The 22,501-nt window shown below is 38.3% G+C and carries 20 protein-coding genes and 2 pseudogenes; 11 read left to right on the plus strand and 11 right to left on the minus strand.

Going from position 1 to position 22,501, the window contains the following annotated elements:
* The first annotated feature begins 15 nt into the window (after positions 1 to 15).
* Positions 16 to 882, plus strand: a complete 867-nt coding sequence (locus JCM14932_RS00580) for a DegV family protein (RefSeq protein WP_025023137.1) — start codon at positions 16 to 18, stop codon at positions 880 to 882.
* Positions 883 to 1,320: 438 nt separating this feature from the next.
* On the opposite strand, the gene JCM14932_RS00585 is transcribed toward JCM14932_RS00580, so the two are convergent.
* The gene (locus JCM14932_RS00585) at positions 1,321 to 2,697 is read right to left on the minus strand and encodes an MDR family MFS transporter (protein ID WP_025023138.1); all 1,377 of its coding nucleotides are present in this window, start codon (positions 2,695 to 2,697) and stop codon (positions 1,321 to 1,323) included.
* 150 nt (positions 2,698 to 2,847) lie between these two features.
* Between JCM14932_RS00585 and JCM14932_RS00590 the strand changes: the two genes are divergently transcribed.
* A complete protein-coding gene (locus tag JCM14932_RS00590) occupies positions 2,848 to 3,369 on the plus strand; it encodes a GNAT family N-acetyltransferase (protein ID WP_025023139.1) in 522 nt (173 codons plus the stop codon).
* A gap of 41 nt (positions 3,370 to 3,410) precedes the next feature.
* On the opposite strand, the pseudogene JCM14932_RS14040 reads toward JCM14932_RS00590, so the two are convergent.
* Both JCM14932_RS14040 and rlmD read right to left on the minus strand, forming a co-directional pair.
* Positions 3,411 to 6,085 (minus strand): annotated as a pseudogene (locus JCM14932_RS14040) (HAD-IC family P-type ATPase).
* Positions 6,086 to 6,249: 164 nt separating this feature from the next.
* On the minus strand, positions 6,250 to 7,629 hold the full coding sequence (gene rlmD, locus JCM14932_RS00600; RefSeq protein ID WP_025023140.1) for a 23S rRNA (uracil(1939)-C(5))-methyltransferase RlmD: 1,380 nt from the start codon (positions 7,627 to 7,629) through the stop codon (positions 6,250 to 6,252).
* Positions 7,630 to 7,694: 65 nt separating this feature from the next.
* Here rlmD and recX point away from each other — a divergent pair, with 65 nt between their 5' ends.
* The 5 genes from recX to ntdP all read left to right on the plus strand — a co-directional run bounded on the left by recX (position 7,695) and on the right by ntdP (position 10,275).
* Positions 7,695 to 8,465 (plus strand): recombination regulator RecX, encoded by a 771-nt coding sequence (recX, locus tag JCM14932_RS00605; RefSeq protein ID WP_025023141.1) that lies wholly within the window; start codon positions 7,695 to 7,697, stop codon positions 8,463 to 8,465.
* Positions 8,466 to 8,627: 162 nt separating this feature from the next.
* Positions 8,628 to 8,756, plus strand: coding sequence for a hypothetical protein (locus JCM14932_RS17350; protein WP_268870352.1), 129 nt, complete (start codon positions 8,628 to 8,630; stop codon positions 8,754 to 8,756).
* Positions 8,757 to 8,798: 42 nt separating this feature from the next.
* On the plus strand, positions 8,799 to 9,422 hold the full coding sequence (locus JCM14932_RS15800) for a type II toxin-antitoxin system death-on-curing family toxin (protein ID WP_025023142.1): 624 nt from the start codon (positions 8,799 to 8,801) through the stop codon (positions 9,420 to 9,422).
* Positions 9,423 to 9,466: 44 nt separating this feature from the next.
* Positions 9,467 to 9,625, plus strand: coding sequence for a hypothetical protein (locus tag JCM14932_RS16445; protein WP_155832047.1), 159 nt, complete (start codon positions 9,467 to 9,469; stop codon positions 9,623 to 9,625).
* 116 nt (positions 9,626 to 9,741) lie between these two features.
* Positions 9,742 to 10,275 (plus strand): nucleoside tri-diphosphate phosphatase, encoded by a 534-nt coding sequence (gene ntdP / locus JCM14932_RS00625; protein WP_025023143.1) that lies wholly within the window; start codon positions 9,742 to 9,744, stop codon positions 10,273 to 10,275.
* Positions 10,276 to 10,358: 83 nt separating this feature from the next.
* Here ntdP and JCM14932_RS14050 read toward each other — a convergent pair.
* The 6 genes and pseudogenes from JCM14932_RS14050 to JCM14932_RS00655 form a co-directional block, all read right to left on the minus strand.
* Positions 10,359 to 11,116: pseudogene (locus JCM14932_RS14050) on the minus strand (amino acid ABC transporter ATP-binding protein).
* Positions 11,116 to 11,811, minus strand: coding sequence for an amino acid ABC transporter permease (locus tag JCM14932_RS00635; protein ID WP_025023144.1), 696 nt, complete (start codon positions 11,809 to 11,811; stop codon positions 11,116 to 11,118). The pseudogene JCM14932_RS14050 and the gene JCM14932_RS00635 overlap by 1 nt, the downstream one beginning before the upstream one ends.
* 42 nt (positions 11,812 to 11,853) lie before the next feature.
* Positions 11,854 to 12,639 (minus strand): transporter substrate-binding domain-containing protein, encoded by a 786-nt coding sequence (locus JCM14932_RS00640; protein ID WP_025023145.1) that lies wholly within the window; start codon positions 12,637 to 12,639, stop codon positions 11,854 to 11,856.
* Between the two features lie 77 nt (positions 12,640 to 12,716).
* A complete protein-coding gene (gene cysK, locus JCM14932_RS00645) occupies positions 12,717 to 13,640 on the minus strand; it encodes a cysteine synthase A (RefSeq protein WP_025023146.1) in 924 nt (307 codons plus the stop codon).
* Positions 13,641 to 13,686: 46 nt separating this feature from the next.
* Positions 13,687 to 14,448: a homoserine O-acetyltransferase/O-succinyltransferase family protein gene (locus tag JCM14932_RS14055; RefSeq protein WP_235700483.1), complete on the minus strand. Its 762-nt coding sequence runs from the start codon at positions 14,446 to 14,448 to the stop codon at positions 13,687 to 13,689.
* Between the two features lie 251 nt (positions 14,449 to 14,699).
* Positions 14,700 to 15,164, minus strand: coding sequence for a hypothetical protein (locus JCM14932_RS00655; RefSeq protein ID WP_025023147.1), 465 nt, complete (start codon positions 15,162 to 15,164; stop codon positions 14,700 to 14,702).
* Between the two features lie 130 nt (positions 15,165 to 15,294).
* Here JCM14932_RS00655 and JCM14932_RS00660 point away from each other — a divergent pair, with 130 nt between their 5' ends.
* Together JCM14932_RS00660 and JCM14932_RS00665 are read left to right on the plus strand one after the other, a co-directional pair.
* A complete protein-coding gene (locus JCM14932_RS00660; RefSeq protein WP_025023148.1) occupies positions 15,295 to 16,665 on the plus strand; it encodes a hemolysin family protein in 1,371 nt (456 codons plus the stop codon).
* Between the two features lie 53 nt (positions 16,666 to 16,718).
* The gene (locus JCM14932_RS00665) at positions 16,719 to 18,296 is read left to right on the plus strand and encodes a peptide chain release factor 3 (RefSeq protein ID WP_025023149.1); all 1,578 of its coding nucleotides are present in this window, start codon (positions 16,719 to 16,721) and stop codon (positions 18,294 to 18,296) included.
* Between the two features lie 55 nt (positions 18,297 to 18,351).
* On the opposite strand, the gene JCM14932_RS00670 is transcribed toward JCM14932_RS00665, so the two are convergent.
* Positions 18,352 to 18,903, minus strand: coding sequence for a GNAT family N-acetyltransferase (locus JCM14932_RS00670; protein ID WP_025023150.1), 552 nt, complete (start codon positions 18,901 to 18,903; stop codon positions 18,352 to 18,354).
* A 121-nt stretch (positions 18,904 to 19,024) separates the two neighbouring features.
* On the opposite strand from JCM14932_RS00670, the gene brnQ reads away from it, so the two are divergent.
* On the plus strand, positions 19,025 to 20,347 hold the full coding sequence (gene brnQ, locus JCM14932_RS00675; protein WP_025023151.1) for a branched-chain amino acid transport system II carrier protein: 1,323 nt from the start codon (positions 19,025 to 19,027) through the stop codon (positions 20,345 to 20,347).
* On the opposite strand, the gene JCM14932_RS00680 is transcribed toward brnQ, so the two are convergent.
* Positions 20,344 to 21,186, minus strand: a complete 843-nt coding sequence (locus JCM14932_RS00680) for an aldo/keto reductase (RefSeq protein WP_025023152.1) — start codon at positions 21,184 to 21,186, stop codon at positions 20,344 to 20,346. The genes brnQ and JCM14932_RS00680 overlap by 4 nt on opposite strands.
* Before the next feature lie 169 nt (positions 21,187 to 21,355).
* Here JCM14932_RS00680 and JCM14932_RS00685 point away from each other — a divergent pair, with 169 nt between their 5' ends.
* Complete coding sequence (locus JCM14932_RS00685; RefSeq protein WP_025023153.1) at positions 21,356 to 22,498, plus strand: glycerate kinase family protein; 1,143 nt, start codon at positions 21,356 to 21,358, stop codon at positions 22,496 to 22,498.
* Positions 22,499 to 22,501 lie beyond the last annotated feature (3 nt).

A 22,501-nucleotide genomic window follows, 5' to 3' on the forward strand; every position in this document is an offset into this window, starting at 1 on the left:
AAAAGAGGACGAGTTATGCCAACGGCAATTGTGACGGATACGGCTTCATATTTAACACCCGAACAGATTGAAGAATTCAATATTAGAGTGTTACCAATTACAGTTATTTTGGGAAATAAGCAATATAAAGAAACAGAAGAACTAGGCTTAGATAAGTTCTATGACTATCTAAATACTGAAGAAGAATTACCAACTACATCTCAAGTTTCCATGGGTCAAATTGAGGAAGCCTATGATGACTTGGTTTCAAAAGGTTATGACAAGATTATTTCGATTCATTTATCTAGCGGAATAACTTCTTTTATGGATAATTTACGAATGTTTTGTAAGGATTATGACAAGGCAAAAACCTTTCCATTCGATTCATTGGTAGCAAGTGCCGGTGAAGCTAATTTGGTTTTACTAGCTGGGAAGTTAGTTAAAGAAGGCCAAGAACCTGAAGAAATCATGCCGAAATTATTGAAGCTGCGCGAGACGATGGAAGTTCGCTTTGCAGTCGATAATCTGAAGCACTTAATGCGTACTGGTCGTTTGAGCAATCGTTCAGCTGTTATTGGTAACTTGTTGAACATCAAGCCCATGCTTACCTTTGATGAAGAGGGTAAGATCATCGCTATTGGTAAGGAACGTACGATGAAGCGTGTCTTCAGACTAATGTGTGAAAAGATTCAAGAGACACTTGATAGTGTAGATTACAAAGTCCATGCCACTGTGATTGATGCTAATAATCAAGAATTGTCAGATGCTTGGACTAAGGAACTAGGGGAGAAGTTTCCTCAGATTCGAGTTACTCAAAGTTCGCTTGGACCTGCAATCAGTGTTCATACTGGTGAGAAGACAATGGGAATTATCTGGCAAGAAGATTGGCAAACAATTAAATAGTGTATTTAAAAGGAGCGTCCATTTTTGTGGATGCTCCTATTTTTTTGCCTACGATTTAAAATAACTCCACCTGCTGTGGGACCGACCTCAGCCGAAGAGCGGTCTGAGGTCTTGATTTTGAACTCTGCATGAATCGCAGATTTCAAAAAGCATCCTGTGCTGTAAGAACGGGAAAACGCCGTTCCAACACCACTATCACAGCTGGTTCCGTTATTTTCAATCTCCGGCATGTATTACTGCCATTTGATTTTAGCTAAAATGCGATTTAGCCGTAGATGGAGAGATATTGTACCAGCCGTGAAAGGTGGCGGAACGCCATAGGACTAGCTTTTAGATTTGCGCTCTTTGCAAAGCTAAAAGTAGAGGCTCGAGACCGTGGCTCGAACCGGTCCCCACGACTGGTACAATATCTCGGAAGCGGAGGCGGCAATATATAGGTTAATTTGTAGAAGTGCGAGAAACCAACCAACGCGTCATTATCAAACAAACAATTATCATACCTAATGAAACGACGAAACCTATCTTAATACCAATCAATTCACTATTTAAATAATTACTAGGATTAGCACGAGTCGACATGCTGATTATACCAACCAACAGCGCTGTACCAAAAGATGCCGCAACCTGACGTAAAGTGTTATAGGTCGCAACACCGTCAGGAAGTATTTCGTGAGGAATAGAAGCTAAAGCTTGGGTTTGAATAGGGATCAAAACCTGGCACAGTCCCATTTGTCTGATGGTTTGTCCCAATGTGACAACTAGGATCGATGTGGATAAGGTGGTGAATGACTGCAGTCCGGTACCGATACAATCTATGATCAATCCAGATATTACTAAGCGTTTGACACCGAATCTATCATACAATCGGCCACTTATTGGTGACATAATGGCGGTGAACATGGCACCTGGCATGACCACTAATCCTGATTGCAAGGCACTGTAGTGCATGACGTTCTGAACTAGGATCGGAATAATGATAGCGTTGCTGTACATTGTCACCATTAGAATCATATTTATGATTACGGCAACATTATATTGCTTGTAATTAAAGATGCTCAGATTAATGAATGGGGATTCATCATTTCGCTGCGTTAGAACGAATAAAATTAGAATTACGAGACCAATCAATGAAGAACCGCCAATATTAAAGGTAATAAAGTTAGCCGTTCCAATATTGGATAATCCGTATAATAGGAACAACAAGCCCAAGCTGGATAGAATCAAACCTTTAGTATTGAATTTTAATTTAGTCTCTTGGTGATTACTTTGGAGAAAAGTAATAGATAGAATAATGTCTATCGCGGTGAACGGGATAACTAAGATGAATAAGTAGCGCCATGATAAAACTGATAGGATGAATCCTGAAAGCGTTGGTCCAATTACTGGAGCAAAGTTAAAAGCTAATCCAATTATTCCCATGATTTTACCCTGATTGTGTCGATCCGCAGAATTCATCGCCATGACATTGACTAGTGGCATCATGACACCAGCACCGATGGCTTGAATCATCCGGCCAGTTATTAGGAAGATGTACTCGTGTGATAAGGCACCAAAAATTGTTCCCAACAAAAAGATGATTGAGAAAAATAAATAAAGATTTTTGAATGAAAATTTCTTCAACAAGAAGGCACTGGTAGGAATCATAATAGCATTTACCAGAATATAACCATTAGTCAGCCATTGTCCCATGGAAGTAGTGATCGAGAATGTTTTCATGATTGATGGCAGCGCAGTGCTCATCAAAGTTGAACTTAATATTCCGAAGAAACTTCCGAAGGTTACAATAGCGAGTGATACTTTAGCGTTTTTATTCATTAAATAGACACTTCCTTATAATTGTCAAAAACGTGACGTTAATAATCATGAATTTAATATTAGCCTTTGTCAAATTAATCTATAATTGACATTGCTTCAAGTTAGATTATTATTAGAAACATCGAGTTTTATGTTTAGGGAGTGAATTAAATGTTTAATGTTTTTGTAAGAAAAGCTCAGAGTGATGATTTGGAACAGATCATCAAAGTTATTAATGATGCTAAGAGTCTTATCAAGGGAACTGGCAGTCCACAATGGCAAGATGGTGAACCTAGTCGTGCCGTACTTGAGGAGGACTTACGAGTTGGTCGTGGTTATGTCCTAATGGTCAATGGTGACTTGGTTGGTTATACTTGTTTGATGCAGACAGATGATCCACATTATGAAGTGATCCAAGACGGTAGTTGGAATAACACAACTGACAAATATGCGACATTGCACCGTGTTGCAATTGGTGATGGTTATCGTGGTAAGCACTTGAGTGACTTCTTGATGTCCAATATGTTTACGATTGGTTATGGTCTAGGATTTAGAAATTTCCGAATCGATACACATGAAATGAACAAAGGAATGCAACATGTTTCGGAAAAACTTGGATTCAAGTATCGTGGAATTATTTACGTTGGTCCTAAAGAAGACGACCGTCGTGTTGCTTATGAATTGAATATGTAGATACAAAAAAGCCTCTCAAAATTTTTCGAGAGGTTTTTTTGTTACTCTTCAAACAATAACTTTTCAGATCTATTGAATTTGAAGTTACGAATATACTTGTCTATTTCAGCAATAGCTAAGATAATAACACCACCTAGAATAGCCAAGCCCCATTCCATCATGCCAATTGATCCAGTGTAGAAAATGTTTTGCATGAATGAACGTAGGTCAATATCAGTTGCAGCACCATCATTAGGCCAACGAAGTAGAAGGCTTTTGGATTTGAGAAGAAGTCCCTTGATAGTGCTGGTTTTCTGGAACGAATGTTGAATAGATAGAATATTTTACCAACAATCAAAACGTTGACCATAGTAGTACTAGAGATTATGGCACTGACACCATTACCTCGTAAAAAGGCATCGATGGTCAAGCTTATCACTGCCATGAGAACTGAAATGTAAGCAACTTGGAAAATATTGTGTTTAGTCATTAACTTACTGCCAGTCTTTCGAGGCTTACGATTCATGATACCTTCTTCGGCTGGTTCAAAAGTCAGCGCAAATTGAATCGTAATTGCTGAAACCATATTGATCCAGAGTAGCTGCGTCGGATGCAGTGGAATATCACTCTTAGTCAGAATGGCATAAGCGATTATTAGTCCTTCTGAGAAGGAGATGGGTAGAAGATACAGGATACTTTTTTTGATGTTATCGAAGATTCTGCGTCCTTCTCTGATGGCTTTGGAGATTGTCGCAAAGTTATCATCAGTTAGCACCATATCGGCGGAATCCTTGGCAACATCAGTTCCTTTGATTCCCATTGCCACACCAATGTCAGCTTGCTTTAATGCTGGGGCATCATTAACTCCGTCACCAGTCATAGCGGTAACCTTGTTATTTGCTTGAAGTGCTTCGATAATTTCGATTTTGTTACTAGGAGTTGTTCGAGCGAAAACTTGATTTTTGTCAGCTGCTACAATACGTTCATTGTCGGACAATTGATCCCACTCTGGTCCAGTGATGGCATTGATTTTGTCAGCTAATCCTAATTTTCCACCAATAGCAGTTGCTGTTACAGGACTATCACCAGTAATCATCTTAACTTCAACACCAGCGGAGCGAATTTCTTTTAACGCCACAATAACTTCTTCGCGGGGCGGGTCAATAATGGCCGCAAGCCCTAAGAAGTTCAGTCCGTTGTTGATGAGGTCGTGTGTTATCTTAGTGATGTCTGTTGAAACTTCCTTATAACCGACTGCGATAACACGTTTTCCATGTTCTGAGAAATCGTGAACACGTTGTGACCAAGTTGTATCGTCGAAATTTAAGTCTAATTTTTGAGCCATGTTAAACAACTTGTCAGGTGAACCCTTGACGAATAGATAATGTTTGTTGTTTTTTTTGACTAGTCGGGCGATATATCTGAAGTCAGAATCGAATGGTAGAATATCGATTTTTTCATAATCTGATTCTTCGCCATGATTGTAAACTTTATGATATAGCGATAAGAAAGCTCCATCAGTCGGTTCACCAGTGATGTCCCACTGGCCGGCTTCGTTGATTAGGTGAGTGTCATTGGCCTGAAATCCAGATTCTAAGAATAGTTTCATTTTGTCAGAAATAGTTACTTTCTGATTATTTTGCGTAATTTCTCCTATCGGATCATAACCAGTTCCAGTCACCTGATAGTTTTGATCATCGATAACAATGTCGGTAACGGTCATTTCGTTCTTTGTCAGTGTTCCTGTTTTGTCAGTCGCAATAACATCGACCGAGCCAAGTGTTTCTACAGCTGGCAAAGTCTTGATGATGGTATTTTGATTTTTTGCCATGTCATTAACACCCTTGGCAAGAATAACCGAAGTTGTTGCAGGCAATCCTTCTGGAATTGTTCCAACAACCATTGATACCACGGCCATTGATAGAACAGAGAGCGAATAAGCACCGAAGTACCAACCGATAATAAAAGTTGCAATTGCTGCCAGAACGATGAAGTATGAAACCCCGGCACCAAGTTTGTCGATAACTTGCATTAGTGGAGTTTTACGTGCTTTAACAGCACCAACTTCAGTGGAAATTTTGCCGATCTCAGTATTTTCAGCTGTCGCAACTACTAATCCAGTTCCGCTACCTTTGGTTACTGAAGTAGAGGCGAAGGCCATGTTAGTTTGATCGGCTAATGCGGAATCTTTGGTAATCAATTTAGAGTTTTTAGAAACTGAATTAGTTTCACCAGTTAGGGATGATTCTTGAATTCTCAAATTATCTGAATTGATAATTCGTAGATCAGCTGGAACGTTATCTCCAGCCTCTAAGAAAACTGTATCGCCAGCAACGAGTTCTTCGGCGGGGATTTCTTTTCGAATGCCATCGCGGTGAACCTTAGCATTGATCGATAGCATGTCCTTGATGCGTTCGAGCGCGTTAGAAGCACTGGCTTCTTGGAAATAACCAATCAGTGAATTAATGAGTACTACTAATCCAATGATGATCGAGTCAGAATAATGTCCAAGTATTAATGTGATGACTGCTGCAAAAATCAAGACATAGATCACCATGTTGTTGAATTGATGCAGAAACATTTTCCACCTTGGTGTTTTGACTGTTTCCAATTTGTTTGGTCCGAATTCTTCGAGACGTTTATTTGCCTCAATATAGTCCAATCCTTGATCAAAACTGTGAATCTTATTTTGTTTTTGTAGTACATCTAGTTCGGTTCTATAAGCTTTTTGGTCCATCTAATTCCTCGCTTTCTTCAAGTGGGGTTGGGTGGATCGAATGCACATTTGTTCCGTGCGTACTTTTTAAGTTTATCAAGATATTTATATTAAATAAAGAATTATGCTTATCATTAGATATACTTAATAGCAAAAAAGCACCCACGATTGTGGATGCCATGTTTTTATCTTCTACTTAATTTAACAACTGTTTCAACGTGAGGAGTCTGTGGAAACATATCAACTGGTTGTAGGTAATCAACACGATATTTATTAGTCAAACGTGTTAAATCCTTAGCCAAGGTAGATGGGTTACATGAGATATATACTAGCTTCTCAGGGCGATGACGCAATAGAGTGTCAATTAGTTTGCCATCTAGTCCAGTACGTGGAGGATCAACGATAACGGCGTTAGGTTTAACATTGTCGGTTAATAGTTCGGGATAAACTTGGTCAACGGAGCCAACGTAATAATCGGCGTTGTCGATATCGTTTAATTCAGCATTCTTCTTGGCATCAGCGATAGCTTCAGGAATGATTTCAATTCCGTAGACATGACTAACTTTTTTGGCAAGAGTGATACCGATCGTACCAACACCGCAGTAAGCATCGAGTAGAACGTCACGTTCTTCAGGGTTTAGAGCTTTTTCAGCAATGTCATATAGCTTGTCTGTTTGAAGTGAGTTTAGTTGTAAGAATGCACGTGGTGAAAGGTTGAAAACATAGCCGTTGATATCTTCTTGAAGATATTCGTCACCCCAGACCAAACGTGTTTCGTCACCCCAGACGCTGCCCTTGTCATCAGTATTGATGTTTTGAGAAATAGAACTAACTTCTGGAATTTGTTCTTTGATCTTTTCAGTTAGTTGATGTTCCTTTAGGAACTTCTTTGTACGAGTAATGAAGGTAACTTGTAGTTTGTTGAATTCAACAGATTGACGAATTACGATCATACGTAAGATTCCTGATTTGGCTTCGGGATTATAAACTGGAATACCAAGTTCCTTGATGAGAACAACGATTTTACGCATAGCTTCCATAGTTAGATCCATTTGTGTAGGCATTTCTTCAAGGTCAACGAGTGTCTGTGTTCCGTCTTTGTATAGTCCGCAAAGGATTTTTCCATCAATTTCTTGAATAGGGAACTGTGCCTTATTACGATATTTTTCTTGTTGAGGAGATGCGACAGTTGGTCTGATATTGTAATGTTCATAGGCATAAGGACGGTATTTTTCGATTGATTCACGAAGGATGTCTGCTTTAAACTTCAATTGATCCTCATACTTGATATGTGCGAATTCCAAACCACCGACTTTACTGGCAAGTTCAGGTGTTTCAGGATTACGATAAGGACTTTCAGTTCTGATTTTGTGAATTTTACCATTGAGGAATTTAGGGTGGACTTCAGTAATTTCACAAACGATGACATCTTCAGGGACAGCCTTTGGTACGAAGACAATGACGTGTTTGAAGAAACCAATTCCTTCACCATTAATTCCGATTCGTTTGATTGTAAGTGGGAAACGGTCGCCCACTGCTAGTTCTTCAGTTATATTGTTATCCATATGATTTTTCCTTTTTTTAAATGTACGGTAAACTACTCTAGAGTATAACATGTGAGGTAATGATATTGGCAAAAGTCACAAAAATACAAGCTCAAAAGAGAAAAGGACGCTACAATGTTTATCTTGACGGAGAATATGCTTTTCCAGTTGGAGAGACGACACTAGTAGATTTCCGATTGATGAATGGTGTTGAGCTTGATGATAAACAGATCAAAGAGATTCAGTCACGAGAAAATATCAACAAAGCATACGGTGATGCCGTAAATTATTTGAGTTACCAATTAAGAACTGAAAAAGAAATGCGAGATTATTTATATAAGAAAGAATATGGTTCACCGGTTATTTATTCGGTAATGGAACGATTGGCAAAACTGAATTATTTAGACGATGAAGCCTACGCTACAAGTTTTATTAATACGCAATTGAATACGACCGCTAACGGTCCGAGAATCATTCAACAAAAGATGGTTCAAAAAGGTGTTCCCGCAAATATTATTGAGGATAAGTTAGCAGAGGTCGATGAAGATAGATTATTGGAAAATGCAACTGAGTTTGCTAGTAAACAAGTTAGAAAGCAACGTCACAAGTCCTTTCAGCAGATGATGACTAAGCTTAAGCAAAGTTTGTATCAAAAGGGATATAGCGGTGATATAGTTAGTCAGGCAATTGATGATTTGGACTTAGAACGTGATGACGATACTGAACAAGAGAATCTAGTTGCGATGATCAATAAGGTTCAACATCGTTATGACAATCCATCTAAGTTGATAAATTATTTGATGACCAAGGGATACCGCTATGATGCAATCAAAAGGGCTTTGAGTAACGAAGATTAGAGTGTGAATTCTAGTACGGTTTCTAAAATATATTATTGTGTTAATAGATGATTCAACGAACTTCTTATATTCGAATTTGTTTCTTTCTATGCAAACATACGTTTGATAAAATAATATTACTGTTTAACTTATGACGGTAATATTATGCCTATGGGAGAATCCATGAAAAAGAATATGAAGTTCAAGGACCAATTATTACCCAGTGAAAAGAAAACGGGTGAGTTTGAGATTATGGAATTTCAAGGGAAAAGATTTTCGGGACTGGCTTTGAATTCTTATGAAGGTGAGTAGCAACTGGAAGAGTTTTTAAAACTTATTATCAAAACATATCAGATGAAAAATAAGAATATCCCATTTACTGGTATTGATATAATTGATGATATCAAAAACAATGGGACAATTAATTATTATTCGCTAAATATTGTAGATGATGTTGAGAAATCGATTGTCAGAGAAAAATATTTGTACGGACTTACTAATCTGATATATTTGGATGTTGATGAAGTTATTAATCTCAATAGTAGGGCACAAGAAATATTTGTTGAAAAGGGAACGTACGGTGTTGAGGGTGTCTCAGATTTGAATCATGTAAGGTATACATTGGATATGGTGAAAGATTCAATAAGTTTTGGTTCAGATCAGTTACCAACAATTGCAACTAAAGCAGCATATTTATGGCATAAAATTGCTAAGTTTCAAGCTTTTAAAAATGGAAATAAGCGTACGGCAATGTTGTCTACATTAGTTTTTCTGCATTCTAACGGATATGATTTTCAATATAAGAATGGATTAAAAAAAGAGTTGATTGATATGTCTCAAAGGATTGCACAATATTCTGAAAGTGATGATTCAGCAATTAAATTTATCAGGAATTATATTTTGAAAAACATTAAATTGAATATTAATAATGAAGAGTGGGACATGTTAGAAAAACTTGGAAATTCAAAAGTTGAATAAAATTGATTTCAGTGTATTATTAGACAAAATGGAGGCGAGAATTTATGTTAAGAAATGATAAATTTACAATTAATGTTAAAGCGGATATTAAGGTAAATGAACGTACTGAAGAAGAGAGAAAAGAAATTATTAAACGTAGTGAAGATAAAGTATTCTCAAACCCAGAAGTACTTGCAGCCTTAAAAGAACTATCAAAAATGTAATAACTCAAGCACCTGTCATTCACTTGGCAGGTGCTTTTTAGTGCGTAATATCTTTTAATTGTTTCACAGCTCTGTTATAATCTTTCGTGAACAAGAAGTGGAAAGCCGGGTAATTTATGCAGATACCTAAAGAAGGAGATTACGTGGCAATCCAGAGTTATAAGCATGATGGTCATTTACATCGTACTTGGCGTGAAACAATGGTGTTAAAGACAAGTGAGAACGAGATAATCGGCTGTAATGAGAACACTCTTGTTACTGAGTCAGACGGACGTCGTTGGGTAACTAGAGAGCCAGCACTGGTTTATTTTCATAAACATTACTGGTTCAATATTATTACCATGATACGAGAGAGCGGGGTTTCATATTACTGCAATCTAGCGACACCGTTTGCTTTAGACAAAGAGGCCATTAAATATATTGATTATGATTTGGATGTAAAGGTCTTTCCTGATGGAGAGAAGCGCTTATTAGATGTGGACGAGTATGCCGCACATAGTAAGTACTGGAATTATCCACCAGAAATAGATACGATTTTACATCGCAATGTCGATGTTCTGATAGATTGGATCGATAAGGGTAAGGGACCATTTTCTCAAGCCTATGTTGATCTTTGGATGCAGAGATATAAGGAATTGTCACACCATTAATGGATTGTCAGATAAATAAAAATAAGCTAAGACTTTAAATAGTCTTAGCTTATTTTTTCGGGTTTTTCGTATGTGGTAGTTAGTTATTTGATACTGTCTTTTTCTTCATTAAGTGAAATACCTGACAAGAAGTCCTCAATACGTTGTGTTGGGTGGCAGAAGAAATCCTTCGTAGCACCATCGTATAACTTCTTACCGTCTTCGATGAAGACAATCTTATCAGAAACAAGTCTGGCGAATTCCATATTATGTGTCACGATGACCATCGACTGACCTTGTTCACATAATTTTTCAAGGATACGCAAGACTTGTGTCTCAAGTTCTGGGTCCAGCGCACTTGTTGTTCATCTAACAGTATGTATTCGGGATGCATTGCTAGTGCTCGGCAGATTGAAATACGTTGTTGTTGTCCACCGGAAAGTTGACTAGGATAACGATCTTCAAGTCCTTCAAGACCAACTTCCTTTAATAGTTGTTTGGTTAGTAATTCAGTATCGGATTTTGAACGTTTCAAAACTGTTATCGGTGCAGTCGTGATATTATCCAAAACAGTTAGGTTAGGGAATAAATTCCAGTTTTGAAAAACCATACTAGTCTTACGTCTTAGATTGAAACTGTCTTTTTTGGAAATAGGCTTACTGTAGTCGATCTCGAGATCAGGGAAACTGACAGTTCCACTTTCGGGACGGACCAACATATCTAGGGAACGTAACAATGTTGATTTACCGGAACCTGAAGGTCCTAAGATAACGGTTGTCTTACCATCGGGGAAGTCAACTGAGATATCATCCAAAACAGTTTTGCCTTCGTATTGCTTATTGATATGTTTTGCTGAAATCATTAGTTCTGACCTCCCTTAACGTATTTGGATGTACGACGTTCTAAGTAGTGTTGTAACCAACTTAGAAGTGAGCAGACGATCGCATAAAGTACGGCAGCCAGCGTGTACATCAATAGTGGTTGGTAGTTCTTAGCCGTAATCTGTTGACTGACTTGGAACATTTCCAAGATAGTGATTGAACTGGCCAGTGAAGTATCCTTAACCAAGCCAATAAATGAATTGGATAGTGGTGGTAAGGCAATTCTGACAGCTTGTGGAAGAACAATTTTCATCAGTGTTTGACGAGTAGTAAAGTTCAAAGTATAAGCTGCATCCCATTGATCCTGCGGTACAGATAGTAGCGCTGAACGAATGGTTTCAGATGCGTATGCACCAGTATTGAGTGAGAACCCAATCACAGCAGCTATGAAAGCTGGTAGTTGAATCCCAACACTAGGTAGTCCGAAGAAAATAATGAATAATTGAACTAGCAATGGAGTAGAACGGAATAACCAAACATAGAAGTTGGCGATAGCTCGTAATACTAACCAGGGATAACGTAGTGCTTTGTTCTCACTAGGTTCAATGAACTTGATCAGTGCTGTTAGAACAGCCAAGATAAGTCCGAAGATGAACGAAATAATGGCTAGTGGAATAGTGAATTGAAGCATAGCTCCAACCATTTCCGGCAGTGATGAAACAATTATGTGCCACATGAAACGAAAACCCCATCTCAAAAATCTATTAATTAAAAATAATTATTTTTTAGTAATATCCTCACCGAAGTACTTGATTGATAACTTCTTCATAGTTCCGTCTTTGTAAAGCTTCTTCATAGCTTTGTTGACGTCGTCACGAAGTGCAGTTGATTTCTTATTGTAAATAGGAGCAATCTTAGATGCTTCGATATACTTAGATGAAATAACTTGGTACTTAAGGTCAGTGTTCTTGTGATCTTTCTTCCATGTTAAGAAGGCTTCCTTTGAGTTAACAGCAGCTTCAACACGTCCTTGATCGATCATTGACATTGATGTTTGGAAGTCAGCTGATGGAACGATGTCGGCACCGTACTTTTCAGCCTTGTTGTAATTATCTGTACCAGTTCCGGCAGCAACTTTCTTACCTTTAATATCAGTGATGTTTTTGATATCAGTGTTATCTTGTTTCATGATCAAAGCTGATCTTGAGTAGATATAAGGTGTTGAGAAAAGATATTGTTTCTCACGTGATTTGTTCATAGCAACGTTATTGATAACAACGTCGAATGTATTTGAGTTCAAACCAGCGATAAGTGAATCCCACTTAGTAGGAACAAATTTAGCTTTCATACCCATTTCTTTGGCAATATCTTTGCCAAGGTCAACCTCAAATCCCTTTAGCTTGCCATCTTCACGGTATGAATAGGGTGCATATGTGCCCTCAAGTCCAATTGTCAATGTACCCTTTGTTTTAGTAGTTGCTTGGTCGTTGTTACTTGAGCATCCAGTTAGGATAAGTACCAATGCAGCGATTGTAGACAAAAGTAAAATAATTCTTTTCTTCATATTAAAAACTCTCCCCATATAAAATTATCATTTTCTATTCTCTCATAACTTGGTTGTCGTTTGAAAAGATTTGACTTTTAAAAATTAAATAAATCAGTTGATAGATATCGTTCTCCGTTGTCTGGAGCAACTGTAACCACTTTCTTACCTTTGCCAAGTTTCTTAGCAATTTGAATAGCACCATAGATGTTGGCACCAGATGAAATGCCAGGTAGGAAGCCTTCTTTGTGACTAACTTCTTGAGCTGTTTTAATGGCGTTGTCACTACTTACTTCAACAATGTCTGAATAAGAATTTTGATCCAATGTGTCAGGAATCATACCAGCACTGATACCTTGAATTTTATGTGGACCAGTTTTTCCTTCCTTTAATAATGGAGATTCAGCGGCTTCTAGTGCAAAAACTTGAACGTCGGGATATGCCTTAGTCAACGCATGGCTGACACCAGAAAGAGTACCGCCAGTACCGACGCCAGCAACAAAGGCGTCGACTTTGTCATCTCCAAAAGCATCGACAATTTCTTTGCCAGTTGTTTGTTCGTGGATGGCAGGGTTAGCGGGATTCTTGAATTGCATAGGTAGGAAGTAGCCCTTTTCGTCCGCTAGGTCTTGTGCACGTTTGATGGCACCACCCATGCCTTCACTACCTGGTGTAAGAACTAATTCTGTGCCGTAACCTTGCATCAATTTACGACGTTCAACACTCATCGTGTCGGGCATCATGATGATCAGATGATATCCTTTAGCTGATGCAACTAACGAAAGCCCGATACCAGTATTACCGGATGTGGGTTCAACGATTGTATCTCCGGGTTTTATCTTGCGGGATTTTTCAGCATCTTCAATCATGGCCAAAGCAATTCTATCCTTGATGGAACTGCCGGGATTGAAGAATTCAAGTTTGACATATACGTCAGCAGCGTCTTCTGGTACGACGTTGTTTAGTTTAACGATAGGTGTGTTTCCAATTAATTCTGTTACGTTGTCAGCAATTTTTGTCATAATTTTTTCTCCTAAGATTTAATTAATTTGGTTTCGGTAACGCAATTCAACCAATTATTGAAGAATTGTGTCTGTGTCTCTTGCCAAGTGAACATTGGATGATTGTCGATCGGTGAATAATAATTATTGGCAGGGAAGCTTCAGGAACTTTGCCACTGTTAACTTCACGTTGATATTCGTCATCTAATCCACTCTGTGGATATTCAAGATGTGAGAAGATAAATAGTTGTGGTTTGGTAGTTGATTCTACTAATGTAAGTAAACCGTTCTCGCTGATAGCCTTGGTCTCTAGTTCATTACTCATGTCGATATCTTGGTGGTTCATTTCGGCGTAACGAGCATGTGGTGCGGGGAATTCATTTTCAATATCCCTGAGGAAATAAGATTCACCAATAATATTGTTTTGATAAACTCCAAAAGTTTTGTGTGGTAAAATATTCTTTCTGATTTGGTAGAAGTGATTAAGGGCAGCCATGGCGCCCCAACAGACATAGAGCTGTGGGATATTCAGTTCATCTAGTTTGTCCAACAGTTCGTTGATCTCTTGATTGTAGGTAACTTGTTCAAAAGCGAGTTGTTCAACTGGACTTCCGGTTATGATAAAACCATCGAATTGTTTGATTGCAGTTAAATCGAGTGGTTTCATTGTTGAAGTAATCTCTGGGTCAAGAACTCTATCGTTGTATCGAGTAGCTGAATAATAAAAGGTTAATTCCACTTCATCATTTCTTAAAACATGTTCAAAGTTATGATTAGTCTCAATTTTGTTTTTCATTAAATTCAAAATTCCGATTCTAGTATGTTCCACGACTGGCTCCTTTCTGGTAGTGGGCATAAAAAAAGGAGAGCCGACTAATGTCGACTCTCCTGAAATTTATAGTTTTCACTACGTGTTCATCAATTGAGTGGTATTAGACATGTCGAAAAAGTATAGTAATTTTTAATTACTACACAACAACATGCTTGCATTTGTTTTTCACTGTTGAATTTCATCATGTCAAATACCTCCTTCAATTAAGTTGTCTCAAGATTATTATTAATTTATAGATAAGTCAAGAATTATTTCTTCTTTTTCTCAGTGTAGATCGAGAGTGACTCGAATTCTAAGTATGATGCTAAGGTCAAAGAAACCATTAGTATCAAGACTAGCCAGCCAAGAGTCTTACCAATTATCTGTGAAATGGTAAAGACATTGGCTACTAAATAAATACTTCCAATCGATAGGAAAAAGTCGACGATCAAATTAAATCCGATGACCCATTTACTTCTTTCAAGTACAAAAAAGTTGATCAAACCCTTGAGGAACTTCCTAGTGGTACTGCGATACATGATCAAGACTGGTCTCTGTGCAATGACCTTGACCGCAAACATACCGAATGCGCCAACGATTCCACCCATGACAACGCGCCAAGTCAATGCATGTAGGACAAGTGCGTTGTATGATATCCCCACAACTAGTAAGCAAACGATGTAAGGAATGATGAAGAATAATAGATAAATAATTGCAATTTTTTTGTTAGACATTTTTGAAAACTCCCATATATACAATTAACTTATATTCTATCATGAAAAACCTATATTGTTGAAAACAATAACACCTGCTATAATGTTTTTGTCTATTTAATTTTACAAATGAAAGAGAGTGAAAAGTTTAATGAGTGATGACCCTACCGGAGCGACGCTGACTGGACAGCTGATTTTAATAGTCGTGCTTACGTTCCTTAATGCTTTTTTTGCCGCAGGCGAAATGGCGATTGTTTCTGTTAATAAAACTTCCGTGGAGGAAAAGGCAAAGGATGGTAACCGTCGAGCTGTTAAGATTTTACAGGCGATTAATCACCCAAATAATTTTTTATCAACGATTCAAGTAGCGATAACCTTAGCTGGGTTCCTTTCATCAGCTAGTGCTGCTACAAGTTTGAGCTCTATTTTAGAAGGAGTAATGGGTAAGTTCCCAGGTAGTCGTGAGCTATCCATCGTTATAATAACGGTGATCTTATCTTACTTCACATTAGTGCTGGGAGAGCTTTATCCCAAGCGTATAGCGTTACATAGTCCATACAAAGTTGCGAGTGCAACTGAACCGGTAGTTTCAATTTTTGGTAAGTTGCTGAAGCCGTTTGTTTGGTTATTGACAGTATCGATAGATTTATTAATGAAGATAACGCCGATTGATTTTAGCAAAAAAGATGACAAGGTAACACGTAATGAAATGATGGCTACGATTCAAAAGTCCCGTCAAAGTGGAACTATTAATTCTGATGAGTATCAGATGTTACAAGGGATAATTCGCTTCGGTGACACGACAATTCGTGAGATCATGGTTCCAAGAATCGATACTTTTATGATCGATATCAATGATCCATTAGATGAGAATATTGATGCAATCTTGAATCAACCATATTCAAGAATTCCTGTTTATGGTGGTGACAAGGATACGATCATTGGGATTGTTCACATTAAGAACTTGCTCAAAAAAGCTCGTGAATCTGGTTTTGATAATATTTCTTTGAAGGATATTATGACTGAACCACTCTTTGTTCAAGAAACAACTAATATTGATTCGGTCTTAGTCAAAATGCGCAGTACTCAGACACAGATTACGATGGTAGTCGATGAGTACGGTGGTATCGTTGGTCTAGCAACGATTGAAGATATTATTGAAGAAATCGTCGGTGAAATCGATGATGAATATGATGAGATCACTACTAACTATAAGCGGATCAGTGCCAACAAGTATTCAGTTATTGGTAAGTATTCATTAGAAGATTTCAACGACTTGTTCAATGAAGAATTAGAAGCAGAAGATGTTGATACGATTGCCGGTTACTTGATTGCCAACATTGGTGAGATTCCGGATGAAAATCATCCTAAGTCATTCACCTTGGAAGACGGTGTTGTTGTCACATCTGGTGAAATGAATGGTTCGAGAATTGAAAAAGTTATCGTAACCTTGCCTGATAAGAAGACAAAACAAGTTATGGCAAATACTTTTAGAAAAGAAAGTGGAACAGAAGGCGCTTAGTTTGTTGCCTTCTTTTTCAATGTTTAAGTTAATATAAGAATATAGGAGTTAATATGGATCAAAAACAATTAGAAAATGAAGTAAACAAGCGTCGTACATTCGCCATCATCTCTCACCCGGATGCTGGTAAAACAACCATTACAGAACAGATGCTTTACTTTGGTGGAGTTATTCGTTCTGCTGGTACTGTTAAAGCTAAGAAGTCAGGACAGTTCGCAACTAGTGACTGGATGGAGATCGAAAAGAAACGTGGGATCTCTGTAACTAGTTCGGTTATGCAATTCCATTATCGTGATAAAGATGTTAATATCCTGGATACACCAGGACATGAGGACTTCTCTGAAGATACTTACCGTACATTGATGGCAGTTGATGCTGCAGTCATGGTAATTGACTCAGCCAAAGGTATTGAGCCACAAACAAAGAAGCTGTTCAAAGTTGTTAAAAAACGTGGTATCCCTATTTTTACATTTATGAATAAGTTGGATCGTGATGGTCGTGATCCACTAGACCTTATCGCTGAATTAGAAGATCTACTTAATATTGAAGGTTGTGCAATGAATTGGCCTATCGGTATGGGTAAGGAACTAAAAGGTCTTTATGATATTTCAAACAATCGTGTTGAGTTATATCGTAAGGATGGTGACGATAAGTATTTGCCATTGGATGAAAATGGTAAGTTGCCTGCTGGCAATGACTTAGAGGGTGAAGGAGTATATGACCAAGCTGTTGGTGAAGTTGATTTGATCAAAGAAGCTGGTAATACTTTTGATATCGATAAAGTCCAAGCTGGTAATCAGACGCCTGTCTTCTTCGGATCAGCTTTGACAAACTTCGGTGTACAAACATTCTTGGATGCTTTCCTTGATATGGCACCAGCTCCTGCTGAACACAAAATTCAAAATAGTGACGAAATCGTTAAGCCAGATGATCCTGAATTCTCTGCCTTTGTCTTCAAGATTCAAGCTAATATGAATCCTAATCACCGTGATAGAATTGCTTTCGTTAGAATTTGTTCAGGTGAGTTCGATAAGGGGATGGATGTTACCTTACAAAGAACGGGCAAGGTCATGCGTTTGAATAACGCGACTGAATTCATGTCTGATCAAAGGGAACAAGTTAAGACTGCCGTTGCGGGTGATATCGTTGGTCTGTACGATACTGGTAATTTCCAAATTGGTGATACGATTTATTCTGGTAAGAAGGCAGTTCAATTCGAAGACTTGCCACAGTTTACACCTGAAATGTTCATGCAAGTTCAAGCTAAGAATGTTATGAAACAGAAGTCTTTCCACAAGGGTATGCAACAGCTTGTTCAAGAAGGTGCTGTTCAATTGTATAGAACTTATACGACTAACGATTATATCCTTGGTGCTGTTGGTCAATTGCAGTTCGAAGTATTCCAATTCCGTATGAAAAATGAATATAACTGTGATGTTGAAATGAATCCGATCGGCTCAAGAACAGCTCGTTGGATCGATCCAGAACAATTGGATCCAGCAATGTCCTCAACTAGAAATATGTTAGTGAAGGATACAGATGACCAACCATTGTTCTTGTTTGAAAACAGATTTGCTGAGAATTGGTTTGCTAATAAATATCCAGACGTTAAGTTGACTTCTAAATTATAGAGATTGTTTCTTGTAAACGCGTTTAAAAAAGTTTCCTCTTTTGAGGAAACTTTTTTTATTCATATTCAGTTCTTAAAATAGAGTACACTGCTTCATCACAAATACCGTTGTTATTATATCCGCGGCTACGTAATATTCCTTCAAAACTCATACCGCACTTGTGCATAACGCGACCAGAATTAGGATTGTCACAATCATGACAGGCTTCGATTCGATTGACATCGGTGTTAGTAAAGAAAAAACTAATTATTTTCTTCAATGCTTCAGTCATGTAACCTTCGTGCCACCAGTTTCTTCCGATGACGTAACCGATCTCCACTGAACTTACTTTACCAGAGAAGTCGACAGCGGAGATAGTTCCGATTAATTGCTTTGTCTCTTTGACGACGATACCCCAGTCATATGTACATGGATCGCGGTATGAGTCGGTGCGATAGTCAAGAAAGGCACGTGCCTGTTCGATTGAGTCGTAAGCTGGCCAAGATAAGTACTTGGTGATCTCTGAGTCACTGGCCCAATTATCATACATTTGTTGTGCATCATTGAGATTTAATCTTCGCAACATAAGACGTTTAGTTTCAAGTGGAATCGTACCAACATTATTCATGATCAAGCACCGGCTCTCATAATAAATTATCTAAATCTTACAACTTCTGTGAATAATTGTGTGGAAATTTTGTTATTATATTTAGGTTGAGTTTTTAAACTCATTATGAGGTGAAAGTTTTATGGATAATAAGTTATCATGGCGAAATTCGCTATTCATTGGATCCATGTTGTTTGGACTGTTCTTTGGAGCCGGGAATTTAATTTTTCCAGTTTTTATGGGGCAACAAGCGGGACAAAATGTCTTTCCAGCAATTATTGGATTCTTAATAACTGGGATTGGATTACCGTTATTGGGAGTTGCTGGAATGGGACTTACTCGTTCTAACAGTGTGTTTGAGTTATCAGAAAAAGTTAATCGTCCGTTTGCTTATGTATTTACAATGCTATTGTATTTGACGATTGGACCATTCTTCGCAACGCCTAGATTGGCAACATCATCATTTCAAATGGGCTTAGCACTATTTACACCGGTAGAGAATCAGAAAGTTGTTTTAGCAATCTTCTCAATTATTTTCTTCGCTGTATCTTGGTGGTTTGCTAGAAGACCTAGTAAGTTGATGACTTATGTTGGTAAGTGGCTGACACCAATTTTCTTGATCCTATTAGGAATATTGATCGTGACGGCATTTGTTAAGCCAATGGGAAGCATCTCTTCAATGCCACAGGGAGCATACAGCCATAGCCCTGTGTTGTCTGGTTTTACTGAAGGTTATAATACGATGGATGCTTTAGCATCACTGGCCTTTGGGGTAGTTGTTATTGATTCGATCAAGGAACTTGGTGTTAGACAACCGGCTCAAATTGCCAAAGAAACAATTAAGTCAGGTACTATCAGTATTGTTTTGATGGGAATCTTGTATGCTTTGTTAGCCCTGATCGGTGCGATGAGTCTTGGTAAATTAGACTTAGCCGACAACGGTGGAGTTACTTTGGCTCAAGTGTTCAGTTATTACTTTGGTTCAGTTGGTAGTTTGCTATTAGCAGTGATCGTTATTATTGCCTGTTTGAAAACGGCTATCGGTGCTATCTCGGCCTTCGGTGATTCGATGGTGGAGATGTTCCCGCGTGCTAACTATCAAGTAATGATCATCGTTGCAACTGTCTTGTCATGTATTATGTCAAATGTTGGTTTGACAAATATTATTAAGTATTCAACGCCAGTATTGATGTTCATTTATCCAATCGCAATCGTGTTGATATTGTTATCAGTATTTTCACCAATATTAGGTCACTCCAAAATTCTGTACGGTGTAACGTTATTGTTCACGCTGTTTCCAGCCATTTTTGCTGGAATTGAGAATATGCCTAAGAATCTCCAAATTGCATCATTACTCAAAATAAATAGCCTCTTACCATTTTCAAATCTTGGTCTGGGATGGATCGTCCCGGCCTTGATTGGAGCGGTAATCGGCTATGTAGTTAGTAAAATTGTTAAGGATTAGATTGTATCTAGTGGTACGGCATGTGTTGGAGCTGGGTAATATTCGTCAAGCAAGTTGAGTTCGTCGCTGGTGAATTCAACGTCGACAGCCTTTAAGTTGCTCTTCAAGTGTTCAACCGAGCTAGTCTTAGGAATGCTTAAGAGATTATTATTTCTGATAGCCCAAGCTAGTAATAATTGGAAGACAGTAATTTGTTTTTGTTCAGCCAGTTCCGCAACTATTTCTTTGGGATGCAAGTACGCATTCTTGTCGGAGCCGAAAGGTGAGTAACCCATGAATGAAATACTGTGTTCTTTTTGCCAAGGCAAGACGTTGTATTCAACACCGCGGCTCTCAATATTGTAGAGATTTTGGTTGACCTTACAGTTATCACCATTAGGCAATGAAGCGAGTTCTTTTAAGTCGTCAATATCAAAGTTGGAGACACCCCAATCTTTGATGTAGCCGGCTTTTTTTACTGCTTCCAAACCGGCAATGGTTTCTTCAAGTGGAGTGTCGCCACGCCAATGCAGTAGGTACATGTCTAGATAGTCTGTTTGAAGTCTGCGAAGACTGTCTTGCAGGCTTTTTTTGATCAAATCTGGTGTTGCATGGTAGGGATAGAACTTCGAAACTAGCTGGAACTTACTGCGGTCATAACACTTAGTTGCTTCACCGATAAGTAATTCAGAAGCTCCGTTGCCATACATTTCGGCGGTATCGATAAGATTGATATCGTGATCGAGACCATAGCGAATCGTCTCAATTTCAGAATCAGTTTTTTCGGCGGCTTCACCTATACGCCAAGTTCCCATGCCAATGATGGAGGTTGGTCGGCCATTAAATTCTATTTGTTTCATAATTGTCTCCTATTCGGATTAATGATTTGTAATCAAAAGAACGGGTAATTCACATATAGTTTAATAGTTTGGCCTATGTTGTGTAAATCAAAATCAGTTGATTTGGTGATTTTGTTTTGAGTTATCATATAATTATATGTTTCAAAAGTTATAAAGGGGAGTTACCAAAATGAAATTTGTATTAGCTCCAGATTCATTCAAGAATTCATTGACTGCAAAGCAAGTAGCACAGGCAATGCAGAATGGTTTGGAAAAAGTTTATCCAAATGCTGAATATGTCAAAGTTCCAATGGCTGATGGTGGTGAAGGAACTGTTCAATCGCTAGTCGATGCCAAGGATGGTGAAATTCTAACTGAAACAGTCGTTAATCCATTAGGTGCCACAACTAAAGCTCACTATGGATTGATCAATAATGGTGAAGTCGCGGTTATTGAAATGGCCGAAGCATCGGGAATTCAGTTCATCAATGACTTCACTAAGAATCCTTATATCACAACGACTTATGGTACTGGACAATTGATGAGGGCTGCAATTAAACATGGTGTCAAGACAATTATTATTGGTATTGGTGGATCGGCAACAAATGACGGTGGTGCTGGTATGGCGCAAGCTTTGGGTGCTCACTTACTGGACGAAAAAGGTGAAGAGTTAAAATATGGCGGTGCGATGTTAGAGAAGCTGGATAGAATTGACATCAGTGGAATATTACCTGAATTAAGTGATGTAAAAATCGTCGTAGCATCTGATGTTACTAATCCATTGACTGGTGAAAATGGTGCTTCACGTGTCTTTGGACCACAAAAAGGTGCCAGTGAAGAGATGGTCAAGTTCTTGGATAAGTCATTGTCACATTATGCAGATGTGATTAAACGTGACTTAGATAAAGATTTGGAGCAAGTTCCCGGAGCTGGTGCTGCAGGTGGATTAGGAACAGGATTATTAGCTTTTACTGATGCTAAACTTCAATCAGGGGTCGACATTGTCGTGGACTACACCGGATTGAAGGAACAGGTCAAAGATGCTGATGTGGTTTTGACCGGTGAAGGTCAAATTGACTTCCAGACTAAGTTTGGTAAGACACCGATCGGTGTCAGTCAGGCAACGAAGTCTGTTAATCCCGATGCAATGGTGATTGGCATTGCTGGTAGTATTGGCGATAGGATTTCTGAATTATATCCATTAGGAATCGATGCAATTTTTACCTGTGTTCCCGGTGTTGAAAGCTTGGACAAAGCAATCACTAATTCACAAAAAAATATTGAACAAGTATCTGAGAATATTGGCCGCTTGATTGCTGCCAATCGAAAGTGATTA

Origin of the sequence: Companilactobacillus nodensis DSM 19682 = JCM 14932 = NBRC 107160 (genome assembly GCF_000615905.1) — a bacterium.
GTDB lineage: Bacteria > Bacillota > Bacilli > Lactobacillales > Lactobacillaceae > Companilactobacillus > Companilactobacillus nodensis.